This window comes from Ruegeria sp. BHSC223 (assembly GCF_059613025.1).
In genome coordinates this window covers 136,761-163,312 of sequence record NZ_JBXWRR010000005.1, presented here as the reverse complement: position 1 = coordinate 163,312, position 26,552 = coordinate 136,761, and the positions used below count along the sequence as shown (strand labels likewise).

The following is a 26,552-nucleotide window of genomic DNA, read 5'->3' as shown; positions in this document are numbered from 1 at the left end:
CGCAGCTCATCATGCCCCTGGTCGGTTCAGTGCGCTCTTTCCAATTTCCGAAAGCTGCGTCAAATCGCATTTGATAAACGGAACCCGCGTTCTGGGATATGGACAAAAGCGGACCTCATTTTCAATCAGGCAGGACCCAGCCATGACATCTCCCCGCTATCCGCGCGACATGATCGGTTACGGCGCGACGCCCCCGCATGCCAATTGGCCCGGCGGTGCCCGGATCGCTGTGCAGATCGTGCTGAATTACGAGGAGGGGGGCGAGAACAACATCCTGCATGGCGATGCCGCCTCCGAGGCTTTCTTGTCCGAGGTGGTGGGCGCCGCGCAATGGCCGGGTCAACGCCACTGGAACATGGAGACCATCTATGAGTATGGCGCGCGGGCTGGGTTCTGGCGCCTGCACCGGCTGATGCAGGACCTGCCAGTCACTGTCTACGGCGTCGCCACCGCTCTGGCCCGTTCGCCGGATCAAGTGGCGGCGATGAAAGCCGCAGGTTGGGAGATTGCCAGCCACGGGCTGAAATGGGTCGAACACAAGGACATGCCCGAGCCGCAGGAGCGCGCCCAGATCGCCGAGGCGATCCGCCTGCATACCGAGGTGACCGGCAGCCGTCCGCGCGGCTGGTACACCGGACGATGCTCGATGAACACCGTGCGCCTCGCCGCTGAGGCCGGAATGGATTACATTTCCGACACCTATGACGACGATCTGCCCTATTGGAAACGGCTGGGCGGGCGTGACCAGTTGATCGTGCCCTATACGCTCGACTGCAACGATATGCGCTTTGCCACGCCGCAGGGGTTCAACTCGGGTGATCAGTTCTTTGCCTATCTCAAGGACAGCTTCGACGCGCTCTATGCCGAAGGGGTCGAGGGGGCGCCCAAGATGATGTCCATCGGCCTGCATTGCCGCCTGATTGGCCGCCCCGGTCGGGTGATGGCGCTGAAACGCTTCCTCGACTATGCGCGGGGGCATGCGGATGTCTGGTTTGCCACCCGCCTGCAAATCGCCGAACACTGGGCGCGCGAACATCCGCCCGTGGCGCGGACCCGTCCCTCCGAGATGCCCAGGGCCGATTTCGTGGCGGCCTATGGCGGCATTTTCGAACATTCCCCCTGGATTGCCGAGCGCGCGCATGGGCTGGAGCTTGGCCCCGCCCATGACACGGCAGGCGGGTTGCACAATGCGCTCTGCCGCATGTTCCGCTCGGCCAGTGCCGAGGAAAGGCTGGGCGTGCTGACCGCGCACCCGGACCTGGCGGGCAAGCTGGCACAGGCCAAGCGACTGACGGCGGAAAGCACCTCGGAACAGGCCTCGGCCGGGCTGGATGCGCTGACCGACGAGGAACGCACCACCTTTGCCCGGCTCAATACCGAGTATGTGACGCGGTTCGGCTTTCCCTTCATCATCGCGGTGCGCGACCATGACAAGGCATCGATCCTTGCCGCCTTTCAGCGCCGCATCGGCAATGACCGCGAGACCGAATTTGACGAGGCCTGCCGCCAGGTCGAACGGATCGCCGAGTTCCGCCTGCGCGACGTGCTGCCGTCATGAGCCGCCGCATCAAGACGGAACCGATCACCGTGGCGGGGTTTGCGCCTTTTGGTGACCTGATGTCGGTCTCAGGCGCTCCGGACAAGATCATCAATCAGGGCCAGTGCGGGCGCTATCACGACCGGGCGCTGCTTGATTTCAACGACGGGCGCGCGGGTATCAGCCTGTTCGACGCCAATCCGCGCGCGCTGCCCTATACGCTCGACATGGTCGAGCGGCACCCGGACGGCAGCCAGGCCTTCATCCCGATGAGCCATCAGCCCTTTCTGGTGATCGTGGCCCCCGACGAGGACGGCCGCCCCGGCACGCCACGCGCCTTTGTCACCGAAGCAGGGCAAGCGGTGAACTATCATCGCGGCACCTGGCACGGGGTGCTGACGCCGCTTGCGGCACCCGGCCTCTTTGCGGTGGTCGACCGCATCGGCGCCGGCGCCAATCTGGAAGAATTCTGGTTCGACGACCCATGGGAGGTGGTCGCCGGATAATCGAAGCCGCCCGCGAAACAAGAGGCGGCAAGACCCCCATGATCCACACAGGGAGGACAGTGATATCATGGCCGACACTTCGATAGGGACTGCGGATCAGCTCCGCGATCCGAATTACACCCCGCCGCTGGCAAAGGCGGTGCCGCTGGGTATCCAGCATGTGCTGGCGATGTTCGTCTCGAACGTCACGCCCGCGATCATTGTGGCAGGGGCGGCGGGTTTCGGCTTTGGCTCGAACTCGCCCGATTTCCCGCAGCTCCTTTATCTCATCCAGATGTCGATGCTGTTTGCCGGCGTGGCGACGCTGTTGCAGACGGTGACCATCGGTCGGGTCGGCGCGGGCCTGCCGATCGTGCAGGGGACCAGCTTTGCCTTTCTGCCGATCATGATCCCGCTGGTCGCGGGCAAGGGGGTGGACGCGCTGGCGGCGCTGTTTGGCGGCGCGATCATCGGCGGCCTGTTTCATTTCTGCCTCGGCTTCTTCATCGGGCGCATCCGCTTTGCGCTGCCGCCGCTGGTCACCGGGTTGGTGGTGACGATGATCGGTCTGGCGCTGGTCAAGGTCGGCATCCAGTATGCGGCGGGCGGCGTGCCCGCCATCGGCACGCCGGAATACGGCTCGCTCCTGAACTGGTCGGCGGCGCTGGTGGTGATCCTGGTGACGCTGGGGCTGAAGTTCTTTGCCCGTGGCATGCTGTCGGTCTCGGCGGTGCTGTTGGGGCTGATCGTTGGCTATGTCTATGCGCTGATGGTGGGCATGGTGACCTTCGAGGCGATTGGCACCAGCTGGAGCCGGGCGGCGGGCTTTGCCCTGCCGGTGCCGTTCAAATACGGGTTCGAGTTCTCGCTGGCCGCCGTCATCGGCTTTGCGATGATGGCGGTGGTTTCGGCCATCGAGACGGTGGGCGATGTTTCGGGCATCACCAAGGGCGGCGCCGGGCGCGAGGCAACCGACAAGGAAATCGCCGGCGCCACCTATGCCGACGGTCTGGGCACCGCTGTTGCGGGCCTCTTCGGCGCCTTCCCCAACACCTCGTTCAGCCAGAACGTGGGCCTGATCGCGATGACCGGGGTGATGAGCCGCCATGTGGTCACCATCGGCGCGCTGTTCCTGATCCTCTGCGGGCTGGTGCCCAAGGTGGGCGCGATCATCCGCACCGTGCCGATCGAGGTGCTGGGCGGCGGGGTCATCGTCATGTTCGGCATGGTGGTCGCCGCAGGCGTCTCGATGCTGTCGGACGTGCATTGGAACCGGCGCAACATGGTGATCTTTGCCATCGCGCTGTCGGTCGGGCTGGGTTTGCAACTGGAGCCCGGCGCGGTGCAGCACCTGCCCGATACCGCGCGCATCCTGATGACCAGCGGCTTGCTGCCCGCCGCCGTGATTGCCATCGTGCTGAACCTGATCCTGCCGCAGGAACTGGGCGAGGAGGCGACCGAGGAGGTTTCGGGCGGCATGGCCGGACACGGGCGCAAGTAAGGGGTTTCATCGGGCGGGCCACTCCCGCCCGGTTCCGCCGCATCAAAGATGCGTTGGCCCCGGTTGGGCCGGGCGCGCGGGGCCTGCCCCGCGCGCCGATCGCGCCAAGGCGCGATGCCTCCGGCGGAGGTATTTTCGAACAGAAGAAAACTGAGGGTGGATATGGGCGGGGTCAGCCAGCCATCAGTCGGGCGATATCCAGCATCCGTGCCGAGAAGCCCCATTCATTGTCGTACCAGCCGAACACCCGGACTTGCCGGTCCCCTACCATGCGGGTTTCGGGACCGGCGATGACCAGCGATTCAGGGCGCGCGCGCAGGTCGGAGGAGACCAGCGGCTTGTCGGTCCAGCCGAGCACTTGCGAGGCGTTGACTGCTTCGCGCAGGGCGGTCTCGAACTGCTCGGGCTCCATTGTGCGGGCAAGTTGCACGACCAGATCAACAGCCGAGACGCTGGCGGTCGGAACCCGGACCGCCGCACCCGAGATACGGCCGGACAGATGCGGCAGCACCTCGTCGATCAGATGGGTGGCGCTGGAGGTGGTGGGCACCATCGACAGCGCCCCGGCCCGCGAGCGGGCCAGATCGCCCCGGGGCGCGTCGACCATCGGCTGGCTGTTGGTGTAGCAGTGGATCGTCGTCATATGCGCGCTGACGATGCCCGCGATGTCATCGATAACCCGCGCCAGCGGTGCCAGCCCGTTGGTGGTACACGAGGCGTTCGAGACGATACGGGCATTGCCCAGAAGCGCCTCGTTCGCGCCCAGCACCACGGTGATTTCGGCGGCGGGCGAGGGGCCCGAGATCAGCACCTTGCCAGCTCCGGCACCGAGGCCCCGGGCGGCCACGTCCGATGTGCGGGCAATGCCGGTGCAATCGAGCAGAACGTCCACGTCCGACAGGTCGACCCGTGCGAGGTCGGCGCTGTGGGTGACCGGAATGGTCAGGCCATCGACGATGAGGCCGTCGGCGCCGGTGGCAACGCTGCCGCGCCAGGGGCCGAAGGTGCTGTCAAATTCGAACAGATAGGCGCAGGTTTCGAGCGGTGCGATATCGTTGATCTGCACCAGGTCGATATCGGTGGCCCGCGGCGCAGCCAGCAGCTGCCGCAGGATGGTGCGGCCGATGCGGCCGAATCCGTTGATCGCGAGTCTCATGGGCAAGCTATGGCAGGAGCTTTGACCGATCTCAATGCCCAGGCCTCACTGGCCTCACCGGCACGTGACCCGGGCAAAGAACTGGTCCGATATGATCTGGTAGAGCGTCTTGCGGTCCACCATTCAACCGGTTGACTGTTTAACGGCGGTAATCGTCTGGAGGGTGCGCAGCCGGGCAGGTGCGCCAAGCGGGCTGAAATCGTTCTTGTCGCGCCTGGCACGATAAACCATCGCCGCGTCGGATACCTGCGTGACCGCCCGGCTCCGGCTCATCACCCGTGAGGTGAATGTCTCCTGCTGCGCAACCGCGACCGCGGGGCCAAAGATGGACGGGGCAAGAAGGGTGGACAAGACGCGAGGCATTTTCATGGTGAAGCCTCCGGTGCAGCCCGAAACCCTGTGATGATGCGAGCAGATTGCACAGGGTCTGAAAAGCCCCAGCCGGCGCGCGCCGGGGAAAAGAACACAGGAAAAGGGACGCTGGCATGCCCCTGACTTTCAAAAACTGCGCGCTGATCCCGGTCGGGCGGGCACGATCGGTCTCACCCCATGAAACGTGGGTCGCCTGTTGCCCAGGCAACACCATCGCCCCGATCCATCGTTTCGATCAAGGCCATATCATCGTCATCAAGGGCAAAGCCGAACAGATCAATGTTCTGTTGCACCCGCCGGGGGTTCAGGCTTTTGGGCAGGACTGCGAACCCCTTTTGCACGCCCCAGCGCAACAGGACCTGTGCTTCGCTCACACCGTATTTCATGGCCATTGCCTTGAAGGGAGAATGTGTATCGGTTCCGTCTGCCTTCATCTCGGCAGTCTTGCCGCTGGCTTGCCCTGGTTCTGCACGCCAGGTGGAGAGGGGAACGAGGGAGCTGTAGGCGATCGGAGCAATATCGTTTTCGGCCATGAAGGCCAGAAGTTCGGGCTTCTGGCTCCAGGGATGCAGCTCGATCTGGTTGTATTCTGGCATCGGCAGACCCGCCGCCCGTATCTCTTCGATATGGGCTTCGGTATAGTTGCTTACCCCGATGGCGCGGGCCTTGCCCTGAGCCTTGAGATCGACCAGCGCCCGCCATTCGTTCAAGCGTTCGGCGCCGCCTGACGGGGCGTGGATCAGGTACAGGTCGACATGGTCGAGCCCGAGTGCCGCGCGCGACGCCTCGAAGGCGGCAATGGTTTCGTCATATCCCTTTGGCGTGTCTCCCCAGGCCGGGTTGCCGGGCCAAAGTTTCGTCGTCACGAAGAGGTCCGCGCGGTCAAGCCCGGTTGCGGCAAGGCCGTCGCGGATGCCCTGGCCCACGCCGGCCTCGTTGTGGTACCCCGCCGCGGTGTCGATATGGCGATACCCGGCCCCGATAGCGGTCGCGACTGCTGCTGCGGCACTCTCGTCGGCAATGAGGTAGGTACCGAAACCGACCAGAGGGAGGCCGTTTGCTGTCATTGGGGTCTCGTTAAGCGAGTTGGTCATCCCTGTGCTCCAAGAAGTTGTCCGAGGGTTTGAAAATTGCTCTATTAGAGAAAGAATAGTGAAAATGCGTTGGTTTTTTTGCCAAATGATCTTCAATTCTTGTCATATTCTCTAGTGGTTCATAAAAAAATGATGTCGAGTGTCGGTCTGTGGCAAAACTGCCTTGCGAGATGCTTATGGAGGTCCGATGCGCTCGGGACTTGTTAGGTTGGCGGGTGAACTGGCTGCGCCCGAGGTGGCAGGGGGCGTTACCCAGCTTGGCTTGGGTGGGGCTGTCCTGCTGCGGCGCACCCAGCCCTCGGCTATCGAGGGGAAACTGTACCGGCCTTTGCTCTGCGTGATTTTGCAGGGTGCCAAGGATGTTTCCGCCGGAACCCTGTCGGTGCATTGCCCGGCGGGGAATGCTATCATCGTCAGTCACGATCTGCCGGTTCTGTCGCGCATCACCCGGGCTTCTCTGGCCGAGCCTTACATCGCCGTGGTGCTGCCACTGGATCTTGGCATCCTGCGCGGCTTCTTCGATCGGATGCCGGACATTGCCGGGGGTGAGGACAATGCGGCGGCGCTTCTGTCTTGTCCGGCGGATGGTGAATTGTTGGATGCCATCTTTCGGCTCATCACGCTCGCCCGGCAAGAGATCGCGGCACCACTGCTTGGTCCGATCCTGCTGCGCGAGATCCACGCCCGGCTATTGTTGTCGCCGCAGGGCGCTATCCTCAGGCGTTTCCTGTACCGAGAGGACCCGTCAAATCACGTCGCGCGCGCGATTGCCTCGATCCGCGCCTCGATCGAGGCGCCGATGAAAGTGTCGGCGTTGGCCGAGCATGCCGGCATGAGCACGTCGTCGTTTCATGCGCATTTCAAGGCGGTGACCGGTTTGACCCCCGGACAATACCAGAAGGATATCCGCCTGCTCGAAGCGCGGCGCCTGATCCTGGACAGCGATGCGGCGGTGTCTTCGGTTGCGTTCGACGTCGGCTATGAAAGCCCCGCGCAGTTCAGCCGCGATTACGCCCGCAAGTTCGGATGCCCACCACGAGAAGACCGCAACAGGGCACGAGAGCCGGACTCGGATCGGTCAACGGCGTTCGTGTCGCAGCCCGCCGCGGTCAACTGAGGACGAATGGCAGATGCCGGATACCCGGCATCCTGCGGATATTAGCGCCGCGGCAGCGCCATGTGCCGGTTCACATCCTTGTAGAGCAGATAACGGAACGGCCCCGGTCCGCCCGCGTAACAGGCCTGCGGGCAGAAGGCGCGCAGCCACATGTAATCGCCCGCCTCGACCTCGACCCAGTCCTGGTTCAGCCGATAGACTGCCTTGCCCTCCAGCACATAGAGCCCGTGCTCCATCACATGGGTTTCGGCAAAGGGAATGACGCCCCCGGGCAGGAAGTTGACGATGGTGACATGCATGTCGTGGCGCAGGTCGTCGGGGTCGACGAAACGCGTCGTCGACCAGCGCCCCTCGGTGCCCGGCATCTCGTTCGGGGCGATATCCTGTTCGCGGGTCACGAAAGGTGTCGGGGTCTCAAGGCCCTCGACCGCTTCATAGGCTTTGCGGATCCAGTGGAACCGGGCAGCGGGGCCTGCATGATTGCGCAGCCGCCATGGGTGACCCGCCGGGATATAGGCATAGCCGCCGGGTTCCAGCACATGATCGGCCCCGTCGAGGGTCAATGTCACCGCCCCGTCGACCACGAACAGCACCGCCTGCGCGCCTGCATCGGTCTCGGGGCGGTCGCTGCCGCCGCCGGGTTTAACCTCCATGATGTAATGCGAGAAAGTTTCGGCGAAACCACTTAGCGGCCGGGCGAGAATCCAGGCCCGCGTTTCCTCCCAGAATGGCAGCTTGCTGGTAACGATGTCGCGCATCGTACCCCTTGGGATGACCGCGTAGGCCTCGGTGAACATGGCCCGGTCGGTCAGCAACTGCTCTTGTCCGGGATGGCCGCCTTGCGGGGCGTAATAGGTGGGGGATGCCATGGGTGCCTCGTCGTGTTCTCTGCGCCAATCTGGGACGGGGACGACGGCAGTCCAAGTGCGGATGGTCAGATAGGAACCTTCGTGTTTATTTGAAGATTGCCGGAGCCGGGGCATCCGGACGCGTTGGCGTTCGGGTCGAGGCCGTGTAATCATCCGGCAAATCCGCCGGAATTGAGGAGTGAGCGATGAAACTGGTTGTGGCGTTTCTGCTGGCTGTTGGACTGTACGGGGGGGCGGCCGAGGCCAAGCCGATCTCGCGCATCATCGCCGAGCTGGGGCTGGAGCCCGAGGATTTCCAGTTGATGGGCGCCGCCTCGCGGCAGTTGATCGTCGATGGAAAGCCCGTGGTCGGACGCGAAAGCGGCTGGGAGAATGCAACGACCGACTCGCAGGGAACCGTTCGGGTCGACGCGGTGCAGGGTGACTGCGCGGTGCTGCACCATGTGATCCGACCCAAGGGCGTGACAAATGCGCGGGTGATCGGAACCCGGATGTGCAAGGGCGCCGATGGTGCATGGATGCTGACGCCATAAGGTGACGTACCGGTCACGTAAGCGCTATTCGGGGTTGTCCGGCTCCTGACCCTTTGGCGCCGTTCGCGCCATTTATGACGCATGGCCGTTCCAGGCCCACGCGAGCGATGCCGTCGCTCGCCCCCCTGTTTCGTGACAAGGTACTGCCACGAGATGTAGCAGGTGATTTGGCGGGGAAGTCCTTCTTTGAGTTCTTTCTATGAAGAAGCACATGTTTTGACCCGAATTGACGGTGGTGGTAGAGTTGTCCACCGAGCGCACGGTGACGGAGGCACTCTTCATGACGTTTCAATTGGCGGGTGAGGGGCCCAAGATTTACGAAGAAGTCATGGTGCCGCTTTGGTTTGGCCGATGGGCCGAGGCTCTGATCGACCAGCTCTCACTTCGCAGTTCGGAACGTGTCTTGGATGTTGCCTGCGGTACGGGGGTGACAACCCGATTGACCAAGACAAAGGTAGGGCCAGGCGGCAAGGTAGACGGCCTCGACATCAATGCTCCGATGCTCGCGCAAGCGAAGGAACTGGCCGGTGATCTCGATATCGCCTGGATCGAAAGCGATGTTTGCGACATCGATCTGCCCTCGGAGTCCTACGATGTCATCCTGTCTCAGCATGGATATCACTACTTCCCCGACAAGCCGCAGGCTCTGCGAGAGTTCTTGCGGCTTCTGGCTCCGCGCGGCCGTCTGGGTTTTTCGATCTGGGATGGGCACAGCCCCTATACGAGCGCTATTTGTGCCGCGGTTGAGCATCACATTTCCCCAGAGATTGCGAGAAAACAGCGGTCGCAACGGGAAACTCCCTCGGCAAACGAACTGAAAAGCCAGATGAGCGCACAAGGCTTTTCCGACGTCGCCGTCTATCGTCAGGAGCTGATGATCGACGTGCCGCCCGCATCCGAGTTCGTACCTTTGCACTTGCGCTCGATGCCTATTGCGGCTGCGTTCACCGAACTCCCGGAAGATGCTCAGAACGCACTCATAAACGAGGTTGCGGAGTCCCTCGCGGATTATGTTCAGGGTAACCGACTGGTCTACCCGGACGCTGTGCATGTCGCGATTGGCTTCAAATAGAAAGGCGCATGGCGGTGTTCTGGTTGAGCTGGCGCTGACAAGACAGCAGCGAGAACCGCTTTGCCCCGCGACCGGGGCCTCGGGATCGAGAAGCGGGAACACCCGGCTTTGGCGCCACCTGCAAACACATCCTGTGCAACGCGTTTCCGGGGCCCTTTGAACGCCTCTTCAAGCCCGCTTGATGCCTTGGATCATTTGCTCTCTTGCTGCAAATGAGGGGTGAAGCTAGGCTTGCCCGCAGCAAGCGTTTTTCAGATGGAAAGACACCGGATGAAGTATACCGAAGAGCATGAATGGCTGCTGGCCGAGGACGACTTGATCGTAGTGGGAATTACCGCCCATGCGGCCGAGCAGTTGGGGGATGTTGTGTTCGTTGAACTGCCCGAGCCCGGAACCGAGGTCAGCAAGGATGACGAGATCGTTGTGATCGAATCGGTCAAGGCGGCCTCGGATATCCTGGCGCCGCTGGATGGCGAGATCGTCGAGGTAAACGAGATACTGGCGGACAATCCCGGTATGGTGAACGAGGACCCCATGGGCGAGGCCTGGTTCTTCAAGATGCGGCCCTCGGACCTGTCGCCGATGGACGACTACATGGACGAGGCCGCCTACAAGGATTTCATCGGCTGATCCTGAGAATACTCCCTTTGCCGGGCGGGTTTCGTGCTATGCTGCGCCTGCCCGCCCTGCATCGGAGGATCCCCGGATGGCACAGCCCCCCCGCAAGACGGCGCAGGATTTCGATCCGCGCATTCTGGAAATTTTCGACGGCTACGTGCATGGCACCCTGTCGAAGCGCGAGTTCATCACCCAGGCCGGGCGTTATGCCGCCGCCGGGGTGACCGGGGCCATGCTGCTGGACCAGTTGCAGCCCAATTATGCGCTGGCCCAGCAGGTGGCGGCCGACGATCCGGCGATCGAGACCGCGCGCGTCACCTATGACAGCGCGCAGGGCAACGGCGCGATCACCGGGCTGATGGCACGCCCGGCGGGCGCGGCGGGCAAACTGCCCGCGATCCTGGTGGTGCACGAGAACCGTGGCCTGAACCCCTATATCGAGGATGTGGTGCGGCGCTGCGCCAAGGCGGGTTATCTCGCCTTTGGTCCCGACGGGCTGAGCCCGCTGGGCGGCTATCCGGGCACCGATGACGAGGGCCGGGAAATGCAGAAGATGCTGGACCCCGCGAGGCTGATGGCGGATTTCTTTGCCGCCTTCGAGTTCCTGCGCGACCACGAGGGATCGACCGGCAAGGTGGGCGCGGTCGGGTTCTGTTATGGCGGCGGCGTCTGCAACGCGCTGGCGGTGGCCTATCCCGATCTGGCCGCCTCGGTGCCGTTCTATGGCCGCCAGCCCGCGGTCGAGGACGTGGCCGCGATCGAAGCGCCGCTGATGATCCATTACGCGGGGCTCGACGACCGGATCAACGCCGGTTGGCCCGCCTATTCCGAGGCGCTGCGCGCGGGTCAGAAGGCGTTCACCGTGCATTTCTATCCGAACGTGAACCACGGGTTCCACAACGACACCACGCCGCGCTATGACGCGGAGGCCGCCGAACTGGCCTGGGCCAGGACGATGGAGTTCTTCGGGCGGGAACTGTCCTAGGATCAATACCCCCGCTGGCGGTCGACCTCGTGCAACAGGGCCTCGCCCGCGCCGAGGCGGCGGAAGTTTTCGGCCACGTCCCGCATCGCGTCCCCCAGGTGCCAGCCCGAGATATGCGGGGTGAGCGTGACGCCCGGATGCGACCAGAGCGGGTTGCCCTTGGGCAGGGGTTCGGTGCCGACCACGTCCAGGACGGCGTGGCCCGGTCGCCCGGCGTCAAGCGCGGCCAGAAGGGCCGCCTCGTCGATCAGGTCGCCGCGCCCCGCGTTCAAGAGCTGGCTGCCCGGTTTCATCGCGGCGAGCATTTCGGCATCGAAAAGACCGTTTGTCTCTGCGGTCGAGGGCAGGATGGCGCAGACGTGGTCGCACGCGCCCAACATTTCGGGCAGCGCGGCCGCGCCATGGCGGCAATCGACCCCATCGATGTCACGCGGCGAGCGTGACCAGCCCCGGACCTGAAAGCCGATATCGCGGAACATGCGCGCCGTGCGCCCACCGATATGGCCCAGTCCCAGCACCCCGACCACCGTGTCGGGGGTGTATTTCGGCTCGATATCGACCCAGGCCGCCCGCGCCTGATTGGCGCGGTGGGCGTCCAGATTGCGATGTGCCCGCAACACATAGGCCAGGAACCATTCGGCGATCTCGCGCGCCGGATCGTCCGGTTTCAGCCGCGTCACCCGCACATGCGGCGGCAGGGCGGGATGGGCGACGATGGTTTCGACCCCTGCCCCCAATTTCTGCACCAGCGCCAGGTTCGGCAGGCGCGCGGGCCAGTCGGCGCGCAGGTTGGCCACCGCCATCATCGTCACCTGCACCGGATCGCCCAGATCGTCCGGCGTGCGCATATCGGCGCCGGGCAGTTGCGCCCGCAACTGCGCCGCGATCTCTTCGTTCGACATCCAGCCGGAAATCCCGGTATCGACCAGCAGGGCCATGCGCCTCTCCTTCTCACATTCAGCGCGGTGACGTTTCGTCACGCCGCTAGACTTTGCCGTAGCAGCTAAGTCATCCTTTCGGCCAAGGTAAACCCCGAATGTCGGGGTATGGGAGGCACCATGGCAAACATCATGAACATGTCCTTTGGGATGCGCGAGGAAAACCGCAAGCTCTTGGGCCGGGTCGCCGACATGATCCGCGACGAGATCATGCCGCTGGAAGACGAGTACCATGCCGAGGTCGCCAAGGGGGACCGCTGGCAATATACCGAGCGCCAGACAGAGATCCTGGAAGGGCTGAAGGCCAAGGCCAAGGCCGCCGGTCTGTGGAACTTCTGGCTGACCGACAGCGACCGCGGCTTTGGTCTGACCACCGTCGAATACGCCTATTTCGCCGAAGAGATGGGCAAGACGCCGCTGGCGGCCGAGGTGTTCAACTGTTCCGCCCCCGATACCGGCAATATGGAAGTGTTCGAGCGCTACGGCAGCGAGAAGATGAAGCAGGACTGGCTGGCGCCGCTGCTGGAGGGTCAGATCCGCTCGGCCTATCTGATGACCGAACCGGATGTGGCCAGTTCGGATGCCACCAACATCTCGATGTCCTGTGTCCGCGACGGCGACGACTATGTGCTGAATGGCGAGAAATACTGGGCCTCGGGCGCCGGCGATCCGCGCTGCAAGGTCTATATCGTGATGGTGAAGACGGGGGGCGAGGACGCGCCCAAGCACCAGCGTCATTCGATGATCGTGGTGCCCGCCGGGTCCGAGGGGATCGAGATTCTGCGCCCGATGCTGGTGTTCGGCCACGATGACGCGCCGCATGGCCATATGCATATCCGCTTTACCAATGTGCGGGTTCCGGCCGAGAATATCCTGGTGGGTGAGGGGCGCGGTTTCGAGATCGCGCAGGGGCGTCTCGGGCCTGGCCGCATCCACCATTGCATGCGCTCGATCGGTCAGGCCGAGATCGCGCTGGAGCGCATGTGCAAGCGCGCGCTCGACAAGGAAGCCTTCGGCAAGAAGCTGGCGCATCTGGGTGCCAACTATGACATCATCGCCGAATGCCGGATGGAGATCGAGATGGCGCGCCTGTTGTGCCTCAAGGCTGCCTGGATGATGGATCAGGGTGACGCGCGCGCCGCCGCCCCCTGGATCAGCCAGATCAAGGTGGTGGCGCCGCGCGTCTCGCTCAAGGTGATCGACGAGGCGATGCAGATGCATGGTGGGCAGGGGATCAGTCAGGACACGCCGCTGGCCGCCGCCTGGACCGGGCAACGCACCCTGCGCTTTGCCGATGGTCCCGACGCGGTGCACCGCCGCCAGATCGCCCGGACCGAGCTGAAGAAATACACGCAGGAAAAGGTCTGACCCTTATGACGGCCCCGGTCTATTTCACCGAAACCGAACCGGGGCTGTTTGTCGGCAACGACCCGGCGCGTGGGCCATGGTCGCCCGATCACTGTCATGCCGGGCCGGTCACCGGCCTGGTGGCGCGCGCGGCCGAGGCGGCCGCCGGGCCGGACAAGATGCTGACCCGGCTGACGCTCGACGTGCTGAAACCGTTGCCGCTGGCAGGGCTGCGGATCACCACCGAGATAACGCGCAACAGCCGTACGCTCACCACGACCCGGCTGGCCCTGCACGATGACGAGGGTACGCTTTGCCTCACCGGCACCTCGATGCATCTGGTGCGCAAGGACCTGGGAGAGGTGCCCACCGCAACGGTGCCCGTACCCGATTTTGCCTGCGCGCGACCCGGTCCGGCACTGCTGGTGGGCAAGCTGCATGACCAGCCCGCCTTTGGCCAGTTTATCGAGATGGCCTATCCCGAAGGCGAGGATCTGGGGCCGGGGCCGAAAACCGTCTGGATGAAGGCGCCGCATTTGCTGGCCACCGAGGCGCCGTCGCCGATTCAGGCGATCTGTCCTCTGGCCGATTGCGGCAACGGCATTTCCTGGAACGAACCGCCGGTGCGGTTTGGTTTCATGAACACGGATCTGACCCTGCAAATCCACCGTGAACCGCAGGGCGACTGGTTTGCGGCCGAGGCCGTATCGCATTGGCAGCCGAACGGGATCGGCATGTCGCAGGCGGTTCTCTATGACACGGCCGGGCCGGTGGGGATGGCCTTGCAGACGCTGGTCCTGCATCCGATGGCGAAATAACGCCGCCGCCGCGCCTGCCCGGATTGTCAGCCCCGCGCCCGCGCCCTATCGTCCGGCCATGCGCCGGATTGCCCTTGCCCTCTCTCTGTTGCTCCCCGCGCCGCTGATGGCGCATCCGCATGTGTTCATCGACACCGGATTCGAGCTGATCTTTGCCCCCGACGGGGCGCTGACCCATGTGCGGGTCACCTGGGCCTATGACGATTTCTATTCGCTGGTCATCCTCGAGGAACTGGGAATGGACCCCGATGGCGATGGCAGCCTGACACCTGAGGAAGAGGCGCAACTGGCCGGGTTCGACGCGCAATGGATCGAGGGCTATAACGGCGATCTCGATTTGCGCTTGGGCGATCAGCCGCTGGCGCTGTCCGGCCCGCTGGAGCCCACCGCCACCACCGAGGCGGGGCGGATCGTGTCGACCCACCTGCGCGCGGTCACCGGTGGCGGAATGGGGTCGGGGGCATCCCTGTCGCTGCGTCCCTATGACGAGACCTACTACACCGCCTACGAGGTTGCGCGCCCGGTCACCCTCAGTGGGCGCGACGATTGCCTGCTGGAGCGGTTGGAGCCCGATATCGACGGGCAACTGGCCGAGATGCAGGAGATGCTGTTGCGCATCGACGCCGATGCCGATCTGGAGGAGATGGATATCCCCCTGATCGGTGCTGAATTCGCCACGGAAATCCGGGTCACATGTCCCGGCTCGTGATCGTGCCGGTCGCGCTGGTGCTGGCCCTCTTGGGCTGGTTCTGGCTCAGCGGCGGCTTTGACCAACTGGCGCTGTGGGCAGCGGGCGAGCAACGGGATTTTCAGAACCAGATCGCCCAGGCGCTGCGCGGCTTGCGCAGCGGGCAGGGCGGGGCACTGTTGCTGCTGTTGTCGGTCTGTTTCGCCTATGGGTTCTTCCATGCCGTGGGGCCGGGCCATGGCAAGGTGCTGATCGGCGGCTATGGGCTGGGTCGGCGGGTGCCGGTGCTGCGGCTGGCGGCAATCGGGCTGGCATCGAGTCTGGGTCAGGCAGTCACCGCGATCGCGCTGGTTTATACCGGGGTAATGGTGCTGGATCTGGGGCGTCAGCATCTGGTCGGCGTGACCGAGCGTGTGATGGCGCCCGCCAGCTATGCCGCCATCGCTTTGATCGGCTGCTGGCTGGTCTGGCGGGGTGTCCAGCGGCTGCTGGCCACCCGGAAACCCACGCAGCACGATCATCACCATCACGACGGCGAGACCTGTTCCCACTGCGGGCACAAGCATGGCCCCAGCCTGAGCGAGGTCGAACAGATCGGCACTCTGCGCGAGGCGCTGGCGCTGATCGCCAGCATCGCCATCCGCCCCTGCACGGGCGCGCTGTTCGTGCTGATCCTGACCTGGCAGATGGGCATTGCATTGGCCGGAATCGCCGGAACCTTTGCCATGGCGCTGGGCACGGCCAGTGTGACCGTCGGGGTGGGGCTTGCTTCGGCGGGGCTGCGTGGCGGGGTGCTGGGCGCGGCCTCGGCCTGGCGGTTCGCGGGGGTTGCCCTGCTGATGGTGGAACTGGCCGCCGGTCTGGTCGTTGCGACCCTTGCCGGCGGGTTGTTCCTGAGAGCGATCTAGGTCGCCGCCGGGCCGGCGCCTAGGTGCGGCGGGTGATGAAATCGCACACCAGATCGACCATCACCGGGGCCAGTTTCGGGGTGATGATATGCCCCATTCCCTCGATGGCGTAAAACTCCGAACCCGGAATATGCGCGGCGATCTCTTCTCCCATCTCCAGCGGGATCAGCGTGTCCTGCCTGCCATGGATCACCAGGCAGGGCAGGTCGAGCTGGCGCAGGCCTGGGCGCCGGTCGGGCGCGTGCAGGATGGCCAGCACCTGCCGGTTCTTGCCTGCCGCATCGACGCCACGCGCCCAGGCGCGCTCGGCCATGGCGCGGATATCGGACTGGGGCATCGGATAGCCGGGGCTGCCCCACAGCCCGTGTTCGGCAACCTGCGCCTCCAGATAGTCCTGCTGTGTCACGTCGCGCACGAGCAGGCTTGAGGTCAGCGCCAGCAATGCCTCGCGCCCCTCGGCAGCGCGTTCGGTAAAGGGGCGGCAGGCGGTCATCACGATGGTTGCCGACAGCACCCGGTCAGGCTGGTCGATGCAGAGCTGTTGCAGCACCGCGCCCCCCATCGAGATGCCAAAGAAATGCGCGCGTTCGATCCCCAGCGCATCCATCAGGCCGGTGATGTCGCCGACCATATCCTCGATTCCATAGGGTTTGGGCAGGTCCGCGCCCGCGCCAAGTGCCGCCAGAATTTCGTCGGCGCTGTCGGGCACGTCTGGTGCCGGGCAACGCTGCGACAGGCCTACATCGCGGTTGTCAAAGGCAATCGTTCGGAACCCGGCGGCGGCGAAGCCCGCGTTCAACTCCTCGGGCCAATGCACCAGCTGGCTGCCCTGTCCCCGGATCAGGATCAGCGGCACGCCGTCAACCGGTCCGCTTTCTTCAACCTCAAGATAGATTCCGTTCGCTTCGATCCGCATCTTCCCGGCCCCTCATATCGATCGGGCAAATCTGCGCATGTGAATGGCGGTTGTAAACCAGGTTCGACCTTGGACTCGACAGTTGCAACTTTTCGTATCTCCGATGTTGACTCGGTTCTTTCGACCCCCTAGCTATGCGCCGTTAGCACTCGCTAGACCTGAGTGCTAATGCCTCTGTAAAAGAGCAGGGGGAGGGAAACAAACTTTGAGCCTCAAGGAGCTGCAAAGATGGCATTGAAACCGCTTCATGACCGTGTGCTGGTTCGCCGTACCGAAAGCGAAGAGAAAACCGCAGGCGGCCTGATCATCCCCGATAGCGCCAAGGAAAAGCCCAGCGAAGGCGTTGTTGTCGCCTGTGGCGAAGGCGCCCGCAAGGATAGCGGCGAGCTGATCGCGATGGCAGTCAAGTCGGGCGACCGGGTTCTGTTCGGCAAGTGGTCGGGCACCGAAGTCACCGTCGACGGCGAAGAACTGCTGATGATGAAGGAAAGCGACATCATGGGGATCATCGAGTAAGCCACGCGCTTCTCTGATCTCTGGTCGCATCATTCCAATCAAATTTCTCAAGGAGAAAGAACATGGCTGCTAAGGACGTCAAGTTCAACACCGAAGCCCGCAACAAGATGCTCAAGGGCGTCAACATCCTGGCCGACGCGGTCAAGGTGACCCTGGGCCCCAAAGGCCGCAACGTGGTTCTGGACAAATCGTTCGGTGCCCCCCGCATCACCAAGGACGGTGTGTCGGTCGCCAAGGAAATCGAACTGGAAGACAAGTTCGAGAACATGGGCGCGCAGATGGTGAAAGAAGTCGCCAGCCGCACCAATGACGAGGCCGGCGACGGCACCACCACCGCGACGGTTCTGGCCCAAGCCATCGTCAAGGAAGGCATGAAATCGGTTGCCGCTGGCATGAACCCGATGGATCTGAAGCGCGGCATCGACCTGGCCACCGCCAAGGTTGTCGAGGCCATCAAGGCCGCCGCCCGCCCCGTGAACGACAGCGCCGAAGTGGCGCAGGTCGGCACCATCTCGGCCAACGGCGAAACCGAAATCGGTCGCCAGATCGCCGAAGCCATGCAGAAGGTCGGTAACGAGGGTGTCATCACCGTCGAAGAGAACAAGGGCCTGGAAACCGAGACCGACGTGGTCGAGGGCATGCAGTTCGACCGCGGCTACCTGTCGCCCTATTTCGTCACCAACGCAGACAAGATGATCGCAGAACTCGAAGACTGCATGATCCTGCTGCACGAAAAGAAACTCTCCTCGCTGCAGCCGATGGTTCCGCTGCTCGAGCAGGTGATCCAGTCGCAAAAGCCGCTGCTGATCATCGCCGAGGATGTCGAAGGCGAAGCGCTGGCCACCCTCGTGGTGAACAAGCTGCGCGGCGGTCTGAAGATCGCGGCCGTCAAGGCACCGGGCTTCGGCGATCGCCGCAAGGCCATGCTGCAGGACATCGCCATCCTGACCGGCGGTCAGGTGATCAGCGAAGACCTTGGCATGAAGCTCGAGTCCGTGACCATGGACATGCTGGGCACCGCCAAGAAAATCTCGATCACCAAGGACGAGACCACCATCGTTGATGGCGCAGGCGAAAAGGCCGAGATCGAAGCCCGCGTGGCCCAGATTCGCACCCAGATCGAAGAGACCACCAGCGACTATGACCGTGAGAAGCTGCAAGAGCGCGTTGCCAAACTGGCAGGCGGTGTTGCCGTGATCCGCGTTGGCGGCATGACCGAAGTCGAAGTGAAAGAGCGGAAGGACCGCGTCGATGACGCCCTGAACGCCACCCGCGCTGCCGTGCAGGAAGGTGTCGTTGTGGGCGGCGGTGTTGCTCTGGTTCAGGCCGGCAAAGGCCTCGAAGGCCTGGAAGGCGCAAATGCCGACCAGACCGCCGGCATCAACATCGTGCGCAAGGCCATCGAAGCGCCGCTGCGCCAGATCGCCGAGAACGCAGGCGTCGACGGTGCCGTGGTTGCCGGCAAGGTGCGTGAATCGGGCGATGCCTCGTTCGGCTTCAACGCGCAGACCGAAGAATATGGCGACATGTTCAAGTTCGGCGTGATCGACCCGGCCAAGGTTGTCCGCACCGCTCTGGAAGACGCGGCCTCGGTTGCCGGCCTGCTGATCACCACCGAAGCGATGGTTGCCGACAAGCCGCAGAAAGACGCCCCCTCAGGCGGCGGCATGCCCGACATGGGCGGCATGGGCGGCATGATGTAAGAGGCGATTTCGCCTGAACATCATCAGTCAAAGGTGCGTGTTCATAGGCCTCTGGGCCTATGTGATACCCACCCTTCGCAGTAGAATACCGGGGCCGCCCTAGGGCGGCCCCTTTGTTTTTCCAACCGCCGCAGCAGGCAGAGTCTCGCCGGTTTCGTTTACGGGGAAAGAAAACACTTGGGTGACCGTGACCTTGCGGGCCATGCGGTGTATGCCGAACCCGCCGATCGGGGCGAACTGAACCGCCCTCAGTCTAGCGAAAGTTGAGCTTTGCATGAGACCATTTCCGCCCGCCGTATTCCCCGATCTGGTCGATGCCTTGCTGCGTTCGGCCTTCGATACCGGCGCCGAGGCGGATTTGGTGCGCGAATTGCGCGCCGACCGGGACATCGCCACCGAGATCACCTTTCAGGAATTTGGCGAGTTGCTGGGCTATGCCGCTCTGTCGTGGATGCGCGCGCCTGACGGCTGGCTGTGTCTGGCCCCGCTGGCGGTTGCGCCCAAGGCGCAGGGGCGTGGAATCGGCTCGAAAGTGCTGCAACTGACCCTGAAATGGGCGGCAGAGCGCGACCTGACCATCGTGGTGCTGGGCGATCCCGCCTATTACGAGCCGCGCGGTTTTTCGCGTGCCCGTGCATCGGCGTTGCACGCGCCCTATCCCAACGACCATCTGATGCTGGCCGGACCGGGCGGCAATGTGCCCGAGGCGCGGCTGGTCTATCCGCTCGCGTTGGAGCCGCGCTGACGCGTATGTGTCTGTTGCACCGGCCCGCAATCCTGTAGTCCGGTGACATGCGCCTGTTCCTGCTTACCGCCCTGACCATGACCGCCTTTGCCGCCAATTCGGTCCTGAACCGTTTGGCGGTGGCCGGCGGCTGGGCCGATCCGGGCGGCTTTGCCATCGTTCGGGTGCTGGCCGGAGCGATGATGCTTGCCCTGCTCGTCCTGGCGCAGCGCCAGCGGCTGCCCCTCTGGCACAGGCGCCGGTTGCTGGGGGCCGGTTCGCTGACCCTCTATATGGTCGGTTTTTCACTGGCCTATCTGACGCTGGATGCCGGGTTGGGCGCACTCATCCTGTTCGGTGTCGTGCAGATCGCCATGTTCGGCTGGAGCGCCGCCACGGGTGCGCCGCCGACGCATCGGCAGTTGGCTGGCGCGATGATTGCCTTTGCCGGGCTGGTCTGGGTGCTGTGGCCGGCGGGCACCTTTCGCGTCGATGCGGGCGGGGCCGGTCTCATGGCGCTCGCCGGGATCGGCTGGGCCGCCTATACGCTGGCGGGGCGGGGCGAAGCGGATGCGCTGGCTGCGACGGGGGCCAATTTCGTGATGGCCCTGCCGTTGATCGCCGGTGCGATCCTGCCGTTAGCGGGGCTGCCTGCCATGACCTGGCAGGGCGTGTTGCTGGCGCTGGTCTCCGGGGCTGTAACCTCGGGTCTCGGCTATGCGCTCTGGTATCGGTTGGTGCCCGCCCTGGGGCCGGTCCGCGCCGCGACGGTACAGCTGAGCGCGCCTGTCATCGCGGTGCTGGGGGGCGTGCTGCTGCTGGGCGAGACGGCCCCGCTGCGCCTGCTTCTTGGTGGCGCGGTCCTGTTGGGCGGGATCGCGCTGTCGATCCGCCGCGCACCGGCTGCTTGAGCCTTTCGTTGCGCTGCAATTCGCAGTATGCCGCGCCCATGCGGTGCCTGCCTGTTCTCTTCCTCTGTCTGTTGCCCAGTGCCCTCTGGGCCGACTGTGTCGTGCTGCTGCACGGGTTGGCGCGGACCGAGGCGTCACTGACAGTGATGGACCAGGTGTTCGAGGCGCGCGGTCTGCGGGTGGTGCGTCCCGGCTATCCCTCGACCGACATGCCCATCCCGGAACTGGCGCGTGAGACCCTGCCGCCAGCGATATCCGCTTGTGGCGATCAGACAGTGCATCTGGTCGCCCATTCCATGGGGGGTATCCTGATCCGATATTGGCTGCTCAGCAACCGGCCCGCCCATCTGGGCCGGGTGGTGTTGTTGGCGCCGCCAAACCAGGGCAGCGAACTGGTCGACGAGCTGGGCGCCTGGGAGGTGTTCGGCCGTCTGAACGGTCCGGCGGGTCTGGCGCTGGGCACTGGTCCGGACAGTGTCCCGCGCAGCTTGCCACCGGTGGATTACCCGGTTGGCGTGATCGCGGGCGATCAGTCGCTGAACCCGATCTTCTCGTCGATCATCCCCGGCCCCGATGACGGCAAGGTCTCGGTTGCCTCGACCCGGGTGGCGGGCATGACCGACCATCTGGTGTTGCCGGTCACCCACACCTTCATGATGAACAACCCGCGTGTCATCGCACAGACCCTGCATTTCATCGAGAATGGGCATTTCGATGCGGATCTGTCCTGGCTCGACGCGGTGTTCGAAACGATCGACCGTGTCTGCCTGCGGAGTGAATGCTGGGAAGCCCCTGGGGAAAGAGAGTTCGATGGGCGGCGCTGACCTGACCCTGACCGGTGCCGAGGTGCTGATACCCGATGGCCCGGCCCGGTGTGAGCTGTGCCTGTCCGGCGGGCAGGTGGTCGATGCGCCTGTCGGGCGCCGGGTCGATCTGAGCGGCTATCTGGTGTTGCCCGGCATCGTCGATCTGCATGGCGACGGGTTCGAACGGCACATGGCCCCGCGCCGGGGCGCGATGAAGGAGATGGGTGAAGGTGTTGTTGCCGCCGAGGCGGAGTTGGCCGCAAACGGCATCACCACCGCCGTCCTCGCCCAGTTCTGGAGTTGGGAGGGCGGTCTGCGCGGCCCCGATTTCGCCGCGGGCGTGTTCCAGGCGATCCGGCAGGTGCAGGGCTCTCTGGTCACCGACTTGATACCACAGCTGCGCTTTGAAACCCATCTGCTCGACGATTACGCAACGCTCCCCGACCGGCTGACCGAATGGCAGGTCCCCTATGTTGTCTTCAACGATCACCTGCCGCATGACCGGCTGGCCGAAGGGCGCAAACCGCCCCGGCTGGCGGGGCAGGCGCTCAAGGCGGGGCGCAGTCCCGAGGCGCATCTGGCGCTATTGCAGGCGCTGCATGCCAATGGCCCGCAGGTGCCGGCAGCACTGGATAAACTCTGTGCCGACCTGCACCGGCGGGGCGTGCGCATGGGCAGTCACGATGATCACAGCGCCGCCGATTGCGCCACCTGGCAGCGACGCGGGCTGACGATCTCGGAGTTTCCCGAGACCCTCGAGGCCGCTGAGGCCGCACGCGGGGGCGGCGGCCATATCATCCTCGGCTCACCCAACGTTGTGCGTGGCGGCTCGCACAAGGGCAATGTCAGCGCGCTCGACCTGATTGCCATGGGACTGTGCGACGCGCTCGCCTCGGACTACCACTATCCCAGCCCGCGCCGGGCGGCGCTGATGCTGGTGCGCACGGGGCTTCTCGACCTCGCCGCCGCCTGGGCGCTGGTCAGCAGCGGTCCGGCCCGGGTGCTGGGGTTGACCGACCGGGGGGAACTGGCGCCCGGCAAACGCGCCGATCTGGTGGTCCTCGACGCGCAAAGCCACCGGGTCGCCGCCACGTTTGCCGCGGGCCGGGTCAGCTATATGTCCGGGGATGTGGCCACACGTTTCCTGACCTGAGCCCTTTCACTTTGCAGAAAAATACTCCCGCCGGAGGCATCGCGCGCAGCGCGATACGGGCTGCGCCCCGTCTCAGGCCCGACGGGCCGTCGGCGGGGCGCGCGAAATCCGTGCCGGATTTCGCCGCCTGCCTCAACCGCCTCGCCGTATCCGGTTGACATGTCCCATCTTGCGACCGGGCTTGGCCTCGGCTTTGCCGTAGAGATGCAGAGCCAGATCGCGTTCCGTGGCCAGCTCGGGCACCCGATCCATATCGGCGCCGATCAGGTTCTCCATGACAACATCCGCGTGCCGCTGCCCGTCGCCCAGCGGCCAACCCGCCACCGCTCGGATATGCTGCTCGAACTGGTCCACGGCGCAGCCGTTCTGGGTCCAGTGGCCCGAGTTATGCACCCGGGGTGCGATCTCGTTCACGATCAGCCCGGCCGGCGTCACGAACAGCTCGACCCCCATCACGCCCACATAGTCGAGCGCGTTCAGGATCCGCGCCGCCAGCAGCACCGCGTCGGTGCGCTGCGCCGCGCTCAGCCGCGCAGGCACGGTGGTGGTGTGCAGGATACCGTCGCGATGCACGTTCTCACCGGGATCGAAACAGGCGACCTGCCCATCCAGTCCACGCGCGGCGATGACCGAGACCTCGTGAGTGAACTGCACGAACCCTTCGAGGATCGCGGGCGCGCCTGCCATATCGGCCAGCGCCGCCGCGGCATCCCCCGGCGATTTCAGCCGTGCCTGCCCCTTGCCGTCATAGCCAAAGCGGCGGGTCTTGAGGATCGCGGGTGTGCCGATCTCACCAATCGCGGCCTCCAGGCTCGCAAGATCGGTGACATCGGCAAAGGGCGCCGTCATCAGGCCCAGATCGCGCAGAAAGCTCTTCTCGGTCAGCCGGTCCTGGCTGACCCGCAGCGCCTCGCGACCGGGGCGGATCGGGCGGTGCGCCTCGAGGATATCAAGCGCCTCGGTCGGGATGTTCTCGAACTCATAGGTGATCACGTCGACCGAGGCTGCGAACTGTGCCAGGGCCGCGGCGTCGTCATAGCCTGCGGTGGTCACCCGATCGGCCACCTGACCGGCAGGCGGGTTGGCACCAGGTTCATAGATATGGGTGACAAAACCCAGCCGCGCGGCGGCAACCGACAGCATCCGGCCCAGCTGGCCACCGCCCAGGATACCGATTCGGGCCCCCGGTTTCAGCGCCTCATTCATCGACCGGCTCCTCGGGTATCGAGGCCGACAGCGCCGTGCGCCAGGCGTCCAGCCGCTCGGCCAGGCCCGCATCCTGCAAGGCAAGGATACCGGCGGCCATAAGACCCGCATTGGCGGCCCCCGCCGCCCCGATCGCCATGGTGGCAACCGGATAGCCCTTGGGCATCTGCACGATGGAATAAAGCGAATCGACCCCCGACAGGGCGCGGGTCTGCACCGGCACGCCAATGACCGGCACCCGCGTCTTGGACGCCATCATGCCCGGCAGATGCGCGGCCCCGCCGGCACCGGCGATGATGACCTGCAAACCGCGCCCCACGGCGGCGCGGCCATAGTCCCACAGCCGGTCCGGGGTGCGATGTGCCGAGACGATCCGCGCCTCGTAGGCCACGCCCAGCTCATCCAGAATTTCCGCTGCACCCTTCATGGTCGGCCAGTCCGACTGGCTGCCCATGATGATCCCTACCTTGACCCCGGCCATGTGCCCCGCCCTTTGTGGAAAGAGCGCGCACTATAGCCAAAACCGGCCAACTGGCAATGCGGTATGGCGGCGTGCCGGGACAGGCCGGATCAGGCGATGATATCGGGGGTCAGGCGGTCCTCGATCATCGCGATGATGTCCTTGAGGCGCAGTTTCTGCTTCTTCAGCCGTTTCACCGTCAACTGATCGGCGGTGCCCTTTTCCTCCAGCGCGGCGATGGCCTCGTCCAGGTCGCGGTGCTGGCGCCGGAACACTTCCAGTTCGACCCGCAGAACCTCATCCGTTTTCATCGACATATCACTGGGTGCGTTCATTCGGGCGACTCGCAGGTCTGTTTACAAGGTGCTGCAAAGAATACGCTTTTACTCTGATTTCGGCCAGACCTTGTGGTGTGTCCGATTTCTTCCCATATTCTGTGTCAAGCGGTTGCCGATTTCGGGGCCGCGCGTGTACGTCGCTTTGACCACAAGGACGAGAGAAACGTGTCGAAACTTACTCTGGGCTCTTACCCCCATATGCTGGGCTTCGAGCAGCTGGAACGGCTGCTGGAACGTTCGGCCAAATCCGGGAACGAGGGCTATCCTCCCTACAATATCGAGCAGACCTCCGACACCTCGTATCGGATCACCCTCGCGGTGGCCGGTTTCGCCGAGGCGGATCTGTCGATCACGGTCGAGGATCGCCAGCTGGTGATCCGTGGCCGTCAGAGCGACGACAGCGAGGGGCGGGTGTTCCTGCACCGGGGCATCGCCGCGCGTCAGTTCCAGCGCATGTTCGTGCTGGCCGAAGGGGTCGAGGTGGGCGAGGCCGTGATGGAAAACGGTCTGTTGCATGTCGATCTCAGCCGCGCGGTGCCGCAATCGGTGGTGCAGACGATCAATATCAGGAAAGGGTAAGCGATGCATACTCCGTTCGATTTCAAGGATGACGGCGACCGGATCGTTTATGTCAAGACGGTCGATGTTGCTGATCTGCCCGACGAGGTCCGCCAACAGGCGGGCGGGCGTGATCACCTTTACGCGGTGCATAATGCCGCCGGAGAGCAGCTGGCGCTGGTGGCCGACCGGCGGATGGCCTTCGTGCTGGCACGCCAGAACGATCTGTCGCCCGTCGCGGTGCATTGATCCGGGCCCGCGACGGGGCCGGATTTCCCGCGTGACATTTGCGGCGGAACCGCCGAAACATGCGGTTCTGCGGGCAGATGGCGAAAGGGTCGCGGATGAACTGGCACGATTTTGACTGGGTGGACGCGTTCACCGACCGCCCCTTTGGCGGCAATGGCTGTGCCGTGGTGCATGGTGGCGCGGGTCTGCCAGCCGAGACCTGCATGAGCTTTGTCCGGGAAACCTCGCTGGTCGAATGCACCTTTACCGGCCCGTCGGATGTGGCCGATCTGAAGGTGCGCTATTTCCTCGCCAGCCGCGAGATCCCCTTTGCCGGCCATCCCACCATCGCAACCGTCGCCGCGCTTGCCGCGCGCGGTTTCATCGACAAGACCGATCTGGTGCTGGAAACCGGCGCCGGGCTGGTGCCGATCCGCATCTCGGGGGACGAGATCGAGATGACCCAGGTGGCGCCCCAATTCGGCGCGCTGGTGCCCGCCGAGCAGGTGGCGCGGGTCATCGGCCTGCCACCCGAGGCCATCGTGTCGCCGCCGCAGATGGTGTCGACCGGGCTGCCGTTTTGCATCACCGTACTGCGCGACCGCGCCGCGCTCGAGGCCGCGCGGCTGGATGTGGCAGCTCTGACCCGGATGGCGGCGGGGCTTGGCTATGACGGGTCGGACATGCTGGAGCCGTTTCTGGTCACGCTCGAAGGCGCGACCGAGGCGGGCGATACCTTTGCCCGGCTGCTGCTGGCGCCGCCCAGCCCGCCCGAGGATCCGTTCACCGGGTCGGCGACGGGCGCCATGGCGGCCTATCTGTGGCATCACGGATTGATGGCAAAAGACACGTTCATCGCCGAGCAGGGGCATGGCATGGGCCGCCCCGGTCAGGCGCGCGTCACGCGTCTGGGACCACCCGAGGCGATGACGGGGATCAAGGTCGCCGGGCAGGGCTATGTCCTGATGCGCGGCCAGGTCCGGCTGCCGGGATAA

At 64.5% G+C, this 26,552-nt stretch carries 30 protein-coding genes; 21 read left to right on the top strand and 9 right to left on the bottom strand.

All coding sequences use genetic code 11. The annotated features are described in order from the left end of the window. Window positions 1-142 precede the first annotated feature (142 nt). From puuE to AC2FNY_RS11145, 3 genes are all read left to right on the top strand, one after another. Window positions 143-1,558: an allantoinase PuuE gene (gene puuE, locus AC2FNY_RS11155; RefSeq protein ID WP_496802484.1), complete on the top strand. Its 1,416-nt coding sequence runs from the start codon at window positions 143-145 to the stop codon at window positions 1,556-1,558. Then, on the top strand, window positions 1,555-2,043 hold the full coding sequence (locus tag AC2FNY_RS11150) for an ureidoglycolate lyase (protein ID WP_234177550.1): 489 nt from the start codon (window positions 1,555-1,557) through the stop codon (window positions 2,041-2,043). The genes puuE and AC2FNY_RS11150 overlap by 4 nt, the downstream gene beginning before the upstream one ends. Before the next feature lie 67 nt (window positions 2,044-2,110). Continuing rightward, on the top strand, window positions 2,111-3,523 hold the full coding sequence (locus AC2FNY_RS11145; RefSeq protein WP_234143144.1) for a nucleobase:cation symporter-2 family protein: 1,413 nt from the start codon (window positions 2,111-2,113) through the stop codon (window positions 3,521-3,523). Between the two features lie 172 nt (window positions 3,524-3,695). On the opposite strand, the gene AC2FNY_RS11140 is transcribed toward AC2FNY_RS11145, so the two are convergent. From AC2FNY_RS11140 to AC2FNY_RS11130, 3 genes are all read right to left on the bottom strand, one after another. Further along, window positions 3,696-4,679, bottom strand: a complete 984-nt coding sequence (locus AC2FNY_RS11140) for a type I glyceraldehyde-3-phosphate dehydrogenase (RefSeq protein ID WP_496802483.1) — start codon at window positions 4,677-4,679, stop codon at window positions 3,696-3,698. Window positions 4,680-4,802: 123 nt separating this feature from the next. Continuing rightward, window positions 4,803-5,048, bottom strand: coding sequence for a hypothetical protein (locus AC2FNY_RS11135; protein ID WP_234139308.1), 246 nt, complete (start codon window positions 5,046-5,048; stop codon window positions 4,803-4,805). Window positions 5,049-5,221: 173 nt separating this feature from the next. Further along, on the bottom strand, window positions 5,222-6,241 hold the full coding sequence (locus AC2FNY_RS11130) for an aldo/keto reductase (RefSeq protein ID WP_496802482.1): 1,020 nt from the start codon (window positions 6,239-6,241) through the stop codon (window positions 5,222-5,224). 91 nt (window positions 6,242-6,332) lie between these two features. Between AC2FNY_RS11130 and AC2FNY_RS11125 the strand changes: the two genes are divergently transcribed. Next, window positions 6,333-7,262: an AraC family transcriptional regulator gene (locus AC2FNY_RS11125; protein ID WP_496802481.1), complete on the top strand. Its 930-nt coding sequence runs from the start codon at window positions 6,333-6,335 to the stop codon at window positions 7,260-7,262. A 41-nt stretch (window positions 7,263-7,303) separates the two neighbouring features. On the opposite strand, the gene AC2FNY_RS11120 is transcribed toward AC2FNY_RS11125, so the two are convergent. Beyond that, complete coding sequence (locus tag AC2FNY_RS11120; RefSeq protein WP_496802480.1) at window positions 7,304-8,131, bottom strand: bifunctional allantoicase/(S)-ureidoglycine aminohydrolase; 828 nt, start codon at window positions 8,129-8,131, stop codon at window positions 7,304-7,306. Between the two features lie 185 nt (window positions 8,132-8,316). On the opposite strand from AC2FNY_RS11120, the gene AC2FNY_RS11115 reads away from it, so the two are divergent. The 4 genes from AC2FNY_RS11115 to yghX all read left to right on the top strand — a co-directional run bounded on the left by AC2FNY_RS11115 (window position 8,317) and on the right by yghX (window position 11,339). Further along, window positions 8,317-8,664 carry a hypothetical protein gene (locus tag AC2FNY_RS11115; protein ID WP_496802479.1) on the top strand — a complete coding sequence of 116 codons (348 nt, stop codon included), beginning with the start codon at window positions 8,317-8,319 and terminating at the stop codon, window positions 8,662-8,664. A gap of 280 nt (window positions 8,665-8,944) precedes the next feature. Further along, window positions 8,945-9,736 (top strand): class I SAM-dependent methyltransferase, encoded by a 792-nt coding sequence (locus AC2FNY_RS11110; RefSeq protein WP_496802478.1) that lies wholly within the window; start codon window positions 8,945-8,947, stop codon window positions 9,734-9,736. A gap of 270 nt (window positions 9,737-10,006) precedes the next feature. Continuing rightward, window positions 10,007-10,366, top strand: coding sequence for a glycine cleavage system protein GcvH (gene gcvH, locus AC2FNY_RS11105; protein ID WP_496802477.1), 360 nt, complete (start codon window positions 10,007-10,009; stop codon window positions 10,364-10,366). A 76-nt stretch (window positions 10,367-10,442) separates the two neighbouring features. Continuing rightward, on the top strand, window positions 10,443-11,339 hold the full coding sequence (gene yghX, locus AC2FNY_RS11100; RefSeq protein WP_496802476.1) for a YghX family hydrolase: 897 nt from the start codon (window positions 10,443-10,445) through the stop codon (window positions 11,337-11,339). Between the two features lie 2 nt (window positions 11,340-11,341). Here yghX and AC2FNY_RS11095 read toward each other — a convergent pair whose 3' ends face one another. After that, a complete protein-coding gene (locus AC2FNY_RS11095; RefSeq protein ID WP_496802475.1) occupies window positions 11,342-12,277 on the bottom strand; it encodes a 2-hydroxyacid dehydrogenase in 936 nt (311 codons plus the stop codon). 132 nt (window positions 12,278-12,409) lie between these two features. Between AC2FNY_RS11095 and AC2FNY_RS11090 the strand changes: the two genes are divergently transcribed. From AC2FNY_RS11090 to AC2FNY_RS11075, 4 genes are read left to right on the top strand one after another with little or no spacing between them, the layout of a single operon-like run. Beyond that, the gene (locus tag AC2FNY_RS11090) at window positions 12,410-13,645 is read left to right on the top strand and encodes an acyl-CoA dehydrogenase family protein (protein WP_496802514.1); all 1,236 of its coding nucleotides are present in this window, start codon (window positions 12,410-12,412) and stop codon (window positions 13,643-13,645) included. A gap of 5 nt (window positions 13,646-13,650) precedes the next feature. Continuing rightward, on the top strand, window positions 13,651-14,442 hold the full coding sequence (locus AC2FNY_RS11085) for a thioesterase family protein (protein ID WP_496802474.1): 792 nt from the start codon (window positions 13,651-13,653) through the stop codon (window positions 14,440-14,442). A 58-nt stretch (window positions 14,443-14,500) separates the two neighbouring features. Then, entirely contained in the window at window positions 14,501-15,151 is a 651-nt protein-coding gene (locus tag AC2FNY_RS11080; RefSeq protein WP_496802473.1) for a DUF1007 family protein, read from the top strand. Continuing rightward, window positions 15,136-16,038 (top strand): nickel/cobalt transporter, encoded by a 903-nt coding sequence (locus AC2FNY_RS11075; protein ID WP_496802472.1) that lies wholly within the window; start codon window positions 15,136-15,138, stop codon window positions 16,036-16,038. Before AC2FNY_RS11080 ends, AC2FNY_RS11075 begins: the two co-directional genes overlap by 16 nt. A gap of 19 nt (window positions 16,039-16,057) precedes the next feature. Here the strand turns inward: AC2FNY_RS11075 and AC2FNY_RS11070 are convergent, their stop codons facing one another. Further along, window positions 16,058-16,954: an alpha/beta fold hydrolase gene (locus AC2FNY_RS11070; protein ID WP_496802471.1), complete on the bottom strand. Its 897-nt coding sequence runs from the start codon at window positions 16,952-16,954 to the stop codon at window positions 16,058-16,060. 228 nt (window positions 16,955-17,182) lie between these two features. Between AC2FNY_RS11070 and groES the strand changes: the two genes are divergently transcribed. The 6 genes from groES to AC2FNY_RS11040 all read left to right on the top strand — a co-directional run bounded on the left by groES (window position 17,183) and on the right by AC2FNY_RS11040 (window position 22,767). Beyond that, on the top strand, window positions 17,183-17,470 hold the full coding sequence (gene groES, locus AC2FNY_RS11065; RefSeq protein ID WP_011046635.1) for a co-chaperone GroES: 288 nt from the start codon (window positions 17,183-17,185) through the stop codon (window positions 17,468-17,470). Between the two features lie 62 nt (window positions 17,471-17,532). Then, window positions 17,533-19,173 carry a chaperonin GroEL gene (gene groL / locus AC2FNY_RS11060; protein ID WP_496802470.1) on the top strand — a complete coding sequence of 547 codons (1,641 nt, stop codon included), beginning with the start codon at window positions 17,533-17,535 and terminating at the stop codon, window positions 19,171-19,173. Window positions 19,174-19,447: 274 nt separating this feature from the next. Then, the gene (locus tag AC2FNY_RS11055; protein ID WP_234139321.1) at window positions 19,448-19,918 is read left to right on the top strand and encodes a GNAT family N-acetyltransferase; all 471 of its coding nucleotides are present in this window, start codon (window positions 19,448-19,450) and stop codon (window positions 19,916-19,918) included. Window positions 19,919-19,965: 47 nt separating this feature from the next. After that, entirely contained in the window at window positions 19,966-20,808 is an 843-nt protein-coding gene (locus AC2FNY_RS11050; protein WP_496802469.1) for a DMT family transporter, read from the top strand. Between the two features lie 38 nt (window positions 20,809-20,846). Then, window positions 20,847-21,632 carry an alpha/beta fold hydrolase gene (locus AC2FNY_RS11045; RefSeq protein WP_496802468.1) on the top strand — a complete coding sequence of 262 codons (786 nt, stop codon included), beginning with the start codon at window positions 20,847-20,849 and terminating at the stop codon, window positions 21,630-21,632. Further along, window positions 21,619-22,767 (top strand): alpha-D-ribose 1-methylphosphonate 5-triphosphate diphosphatase, encoded by a 1,149-nt coding sequence (locus AC2FNY_RS11040; RefSeq protein WP_496802467.1) that lies wholly within the window; start codon window positions 21,619-21,621, stop codon window positions 22,765-22,767. Before AC2FNY_RS11045 ends, AC2FNY_RS11040 begins: the two co-directional genes overlap by 14 nt. A gap of 132 nt (window positions 22,768-22,899) precedes the next feature. Here the strand turns inward: AC2FNY_RS11040 and AC2FNY_RS11035 are convergent, their stop codons facing one another. From AC2FNY_RS11035 to AC2FNY_RS11025, 3 genes are all read right to left on the bottom strand, one after another. Further along, complete coding sequence (locus AC2FNY_RS11035) at window positions 22,900-23,973, bottom strand: 5-(carboxyamino)imidazole ribonucleotide synthase (RefSeq protein ID WP_496802466.1); 1,074 nt, start codon at window positions 23,971-23,973, stop codon at window positions 22,900-22,902. After that, entirely contained in the window at window positions 23,966-24,454 is a 489-nt protein-coding gene (gene purE / locus AC2FNY_RS11030) for a 5-(carboxyamino)imidazole ribonucleotide mutase (RefSeq protein ID WP_234143158.1), read from the bottom strand. Before purE ends, AC2FNY_RS11035 begins: the two co-directional genes overlap by 8 nt. 89 nt (window positions 24,455-24,543) lie before the next feature. After that, entirely contained in the window at window positions 24,544-24,768 is a 225-nt protein-coding gene (locus tag AC2FNY_RS11025) for a YdcH family protein (protein WP_234139327.1), read from the bottom strand. Between the two features lie 168 nt (window positions 24,769-24,936). On the opposite strand from AC2FNY_RS11025, the gene AC2FNY_RS11020 reads away from it, so the two are divergent. The 3 genes from AC2FNY_RS11020 (at window position 24,937) to AC2FNY_RS11010 (ending at window position 26,552) form a co-directional block, all read left to right on the top strand. Further along, the gene (locus AC2FNY_RS11020; RefSeq protein ID WP_234143159.1) at window positions 24,937-25,350 is read left to right on the top strand and encodes an Hsp20 family protein; all 414 of its coding nucleotides are present in this window, start codon (window positions 24,937-24,939) and stop codon (window positions 25,348-25,350) included. Between the two features lie 3 nt (window positions 25,351-25,353). After that, window positions 25,354-25,578, top strand: a complete 225-nt coding sequence (locus AC2FNY_RS11015; RefSeq protein WP_011046645.1) for a DUF1150 family protein — start codon at window positions 25,354-25,356, stop codon at window positions 25,576-25,578. Between the two features lie 95 nt (window positions 25,579-25,673). Next, window positions 25,674-26,552, top strand: a complete 879-nt coding sequence (locus AC2FNY_RS11010; protein ID WP_496802465.1) for a PhzF family phenazine biosynthesis protein — start codon at window positions 25,674-25,676, stop codon at window positions 26,550-26,552.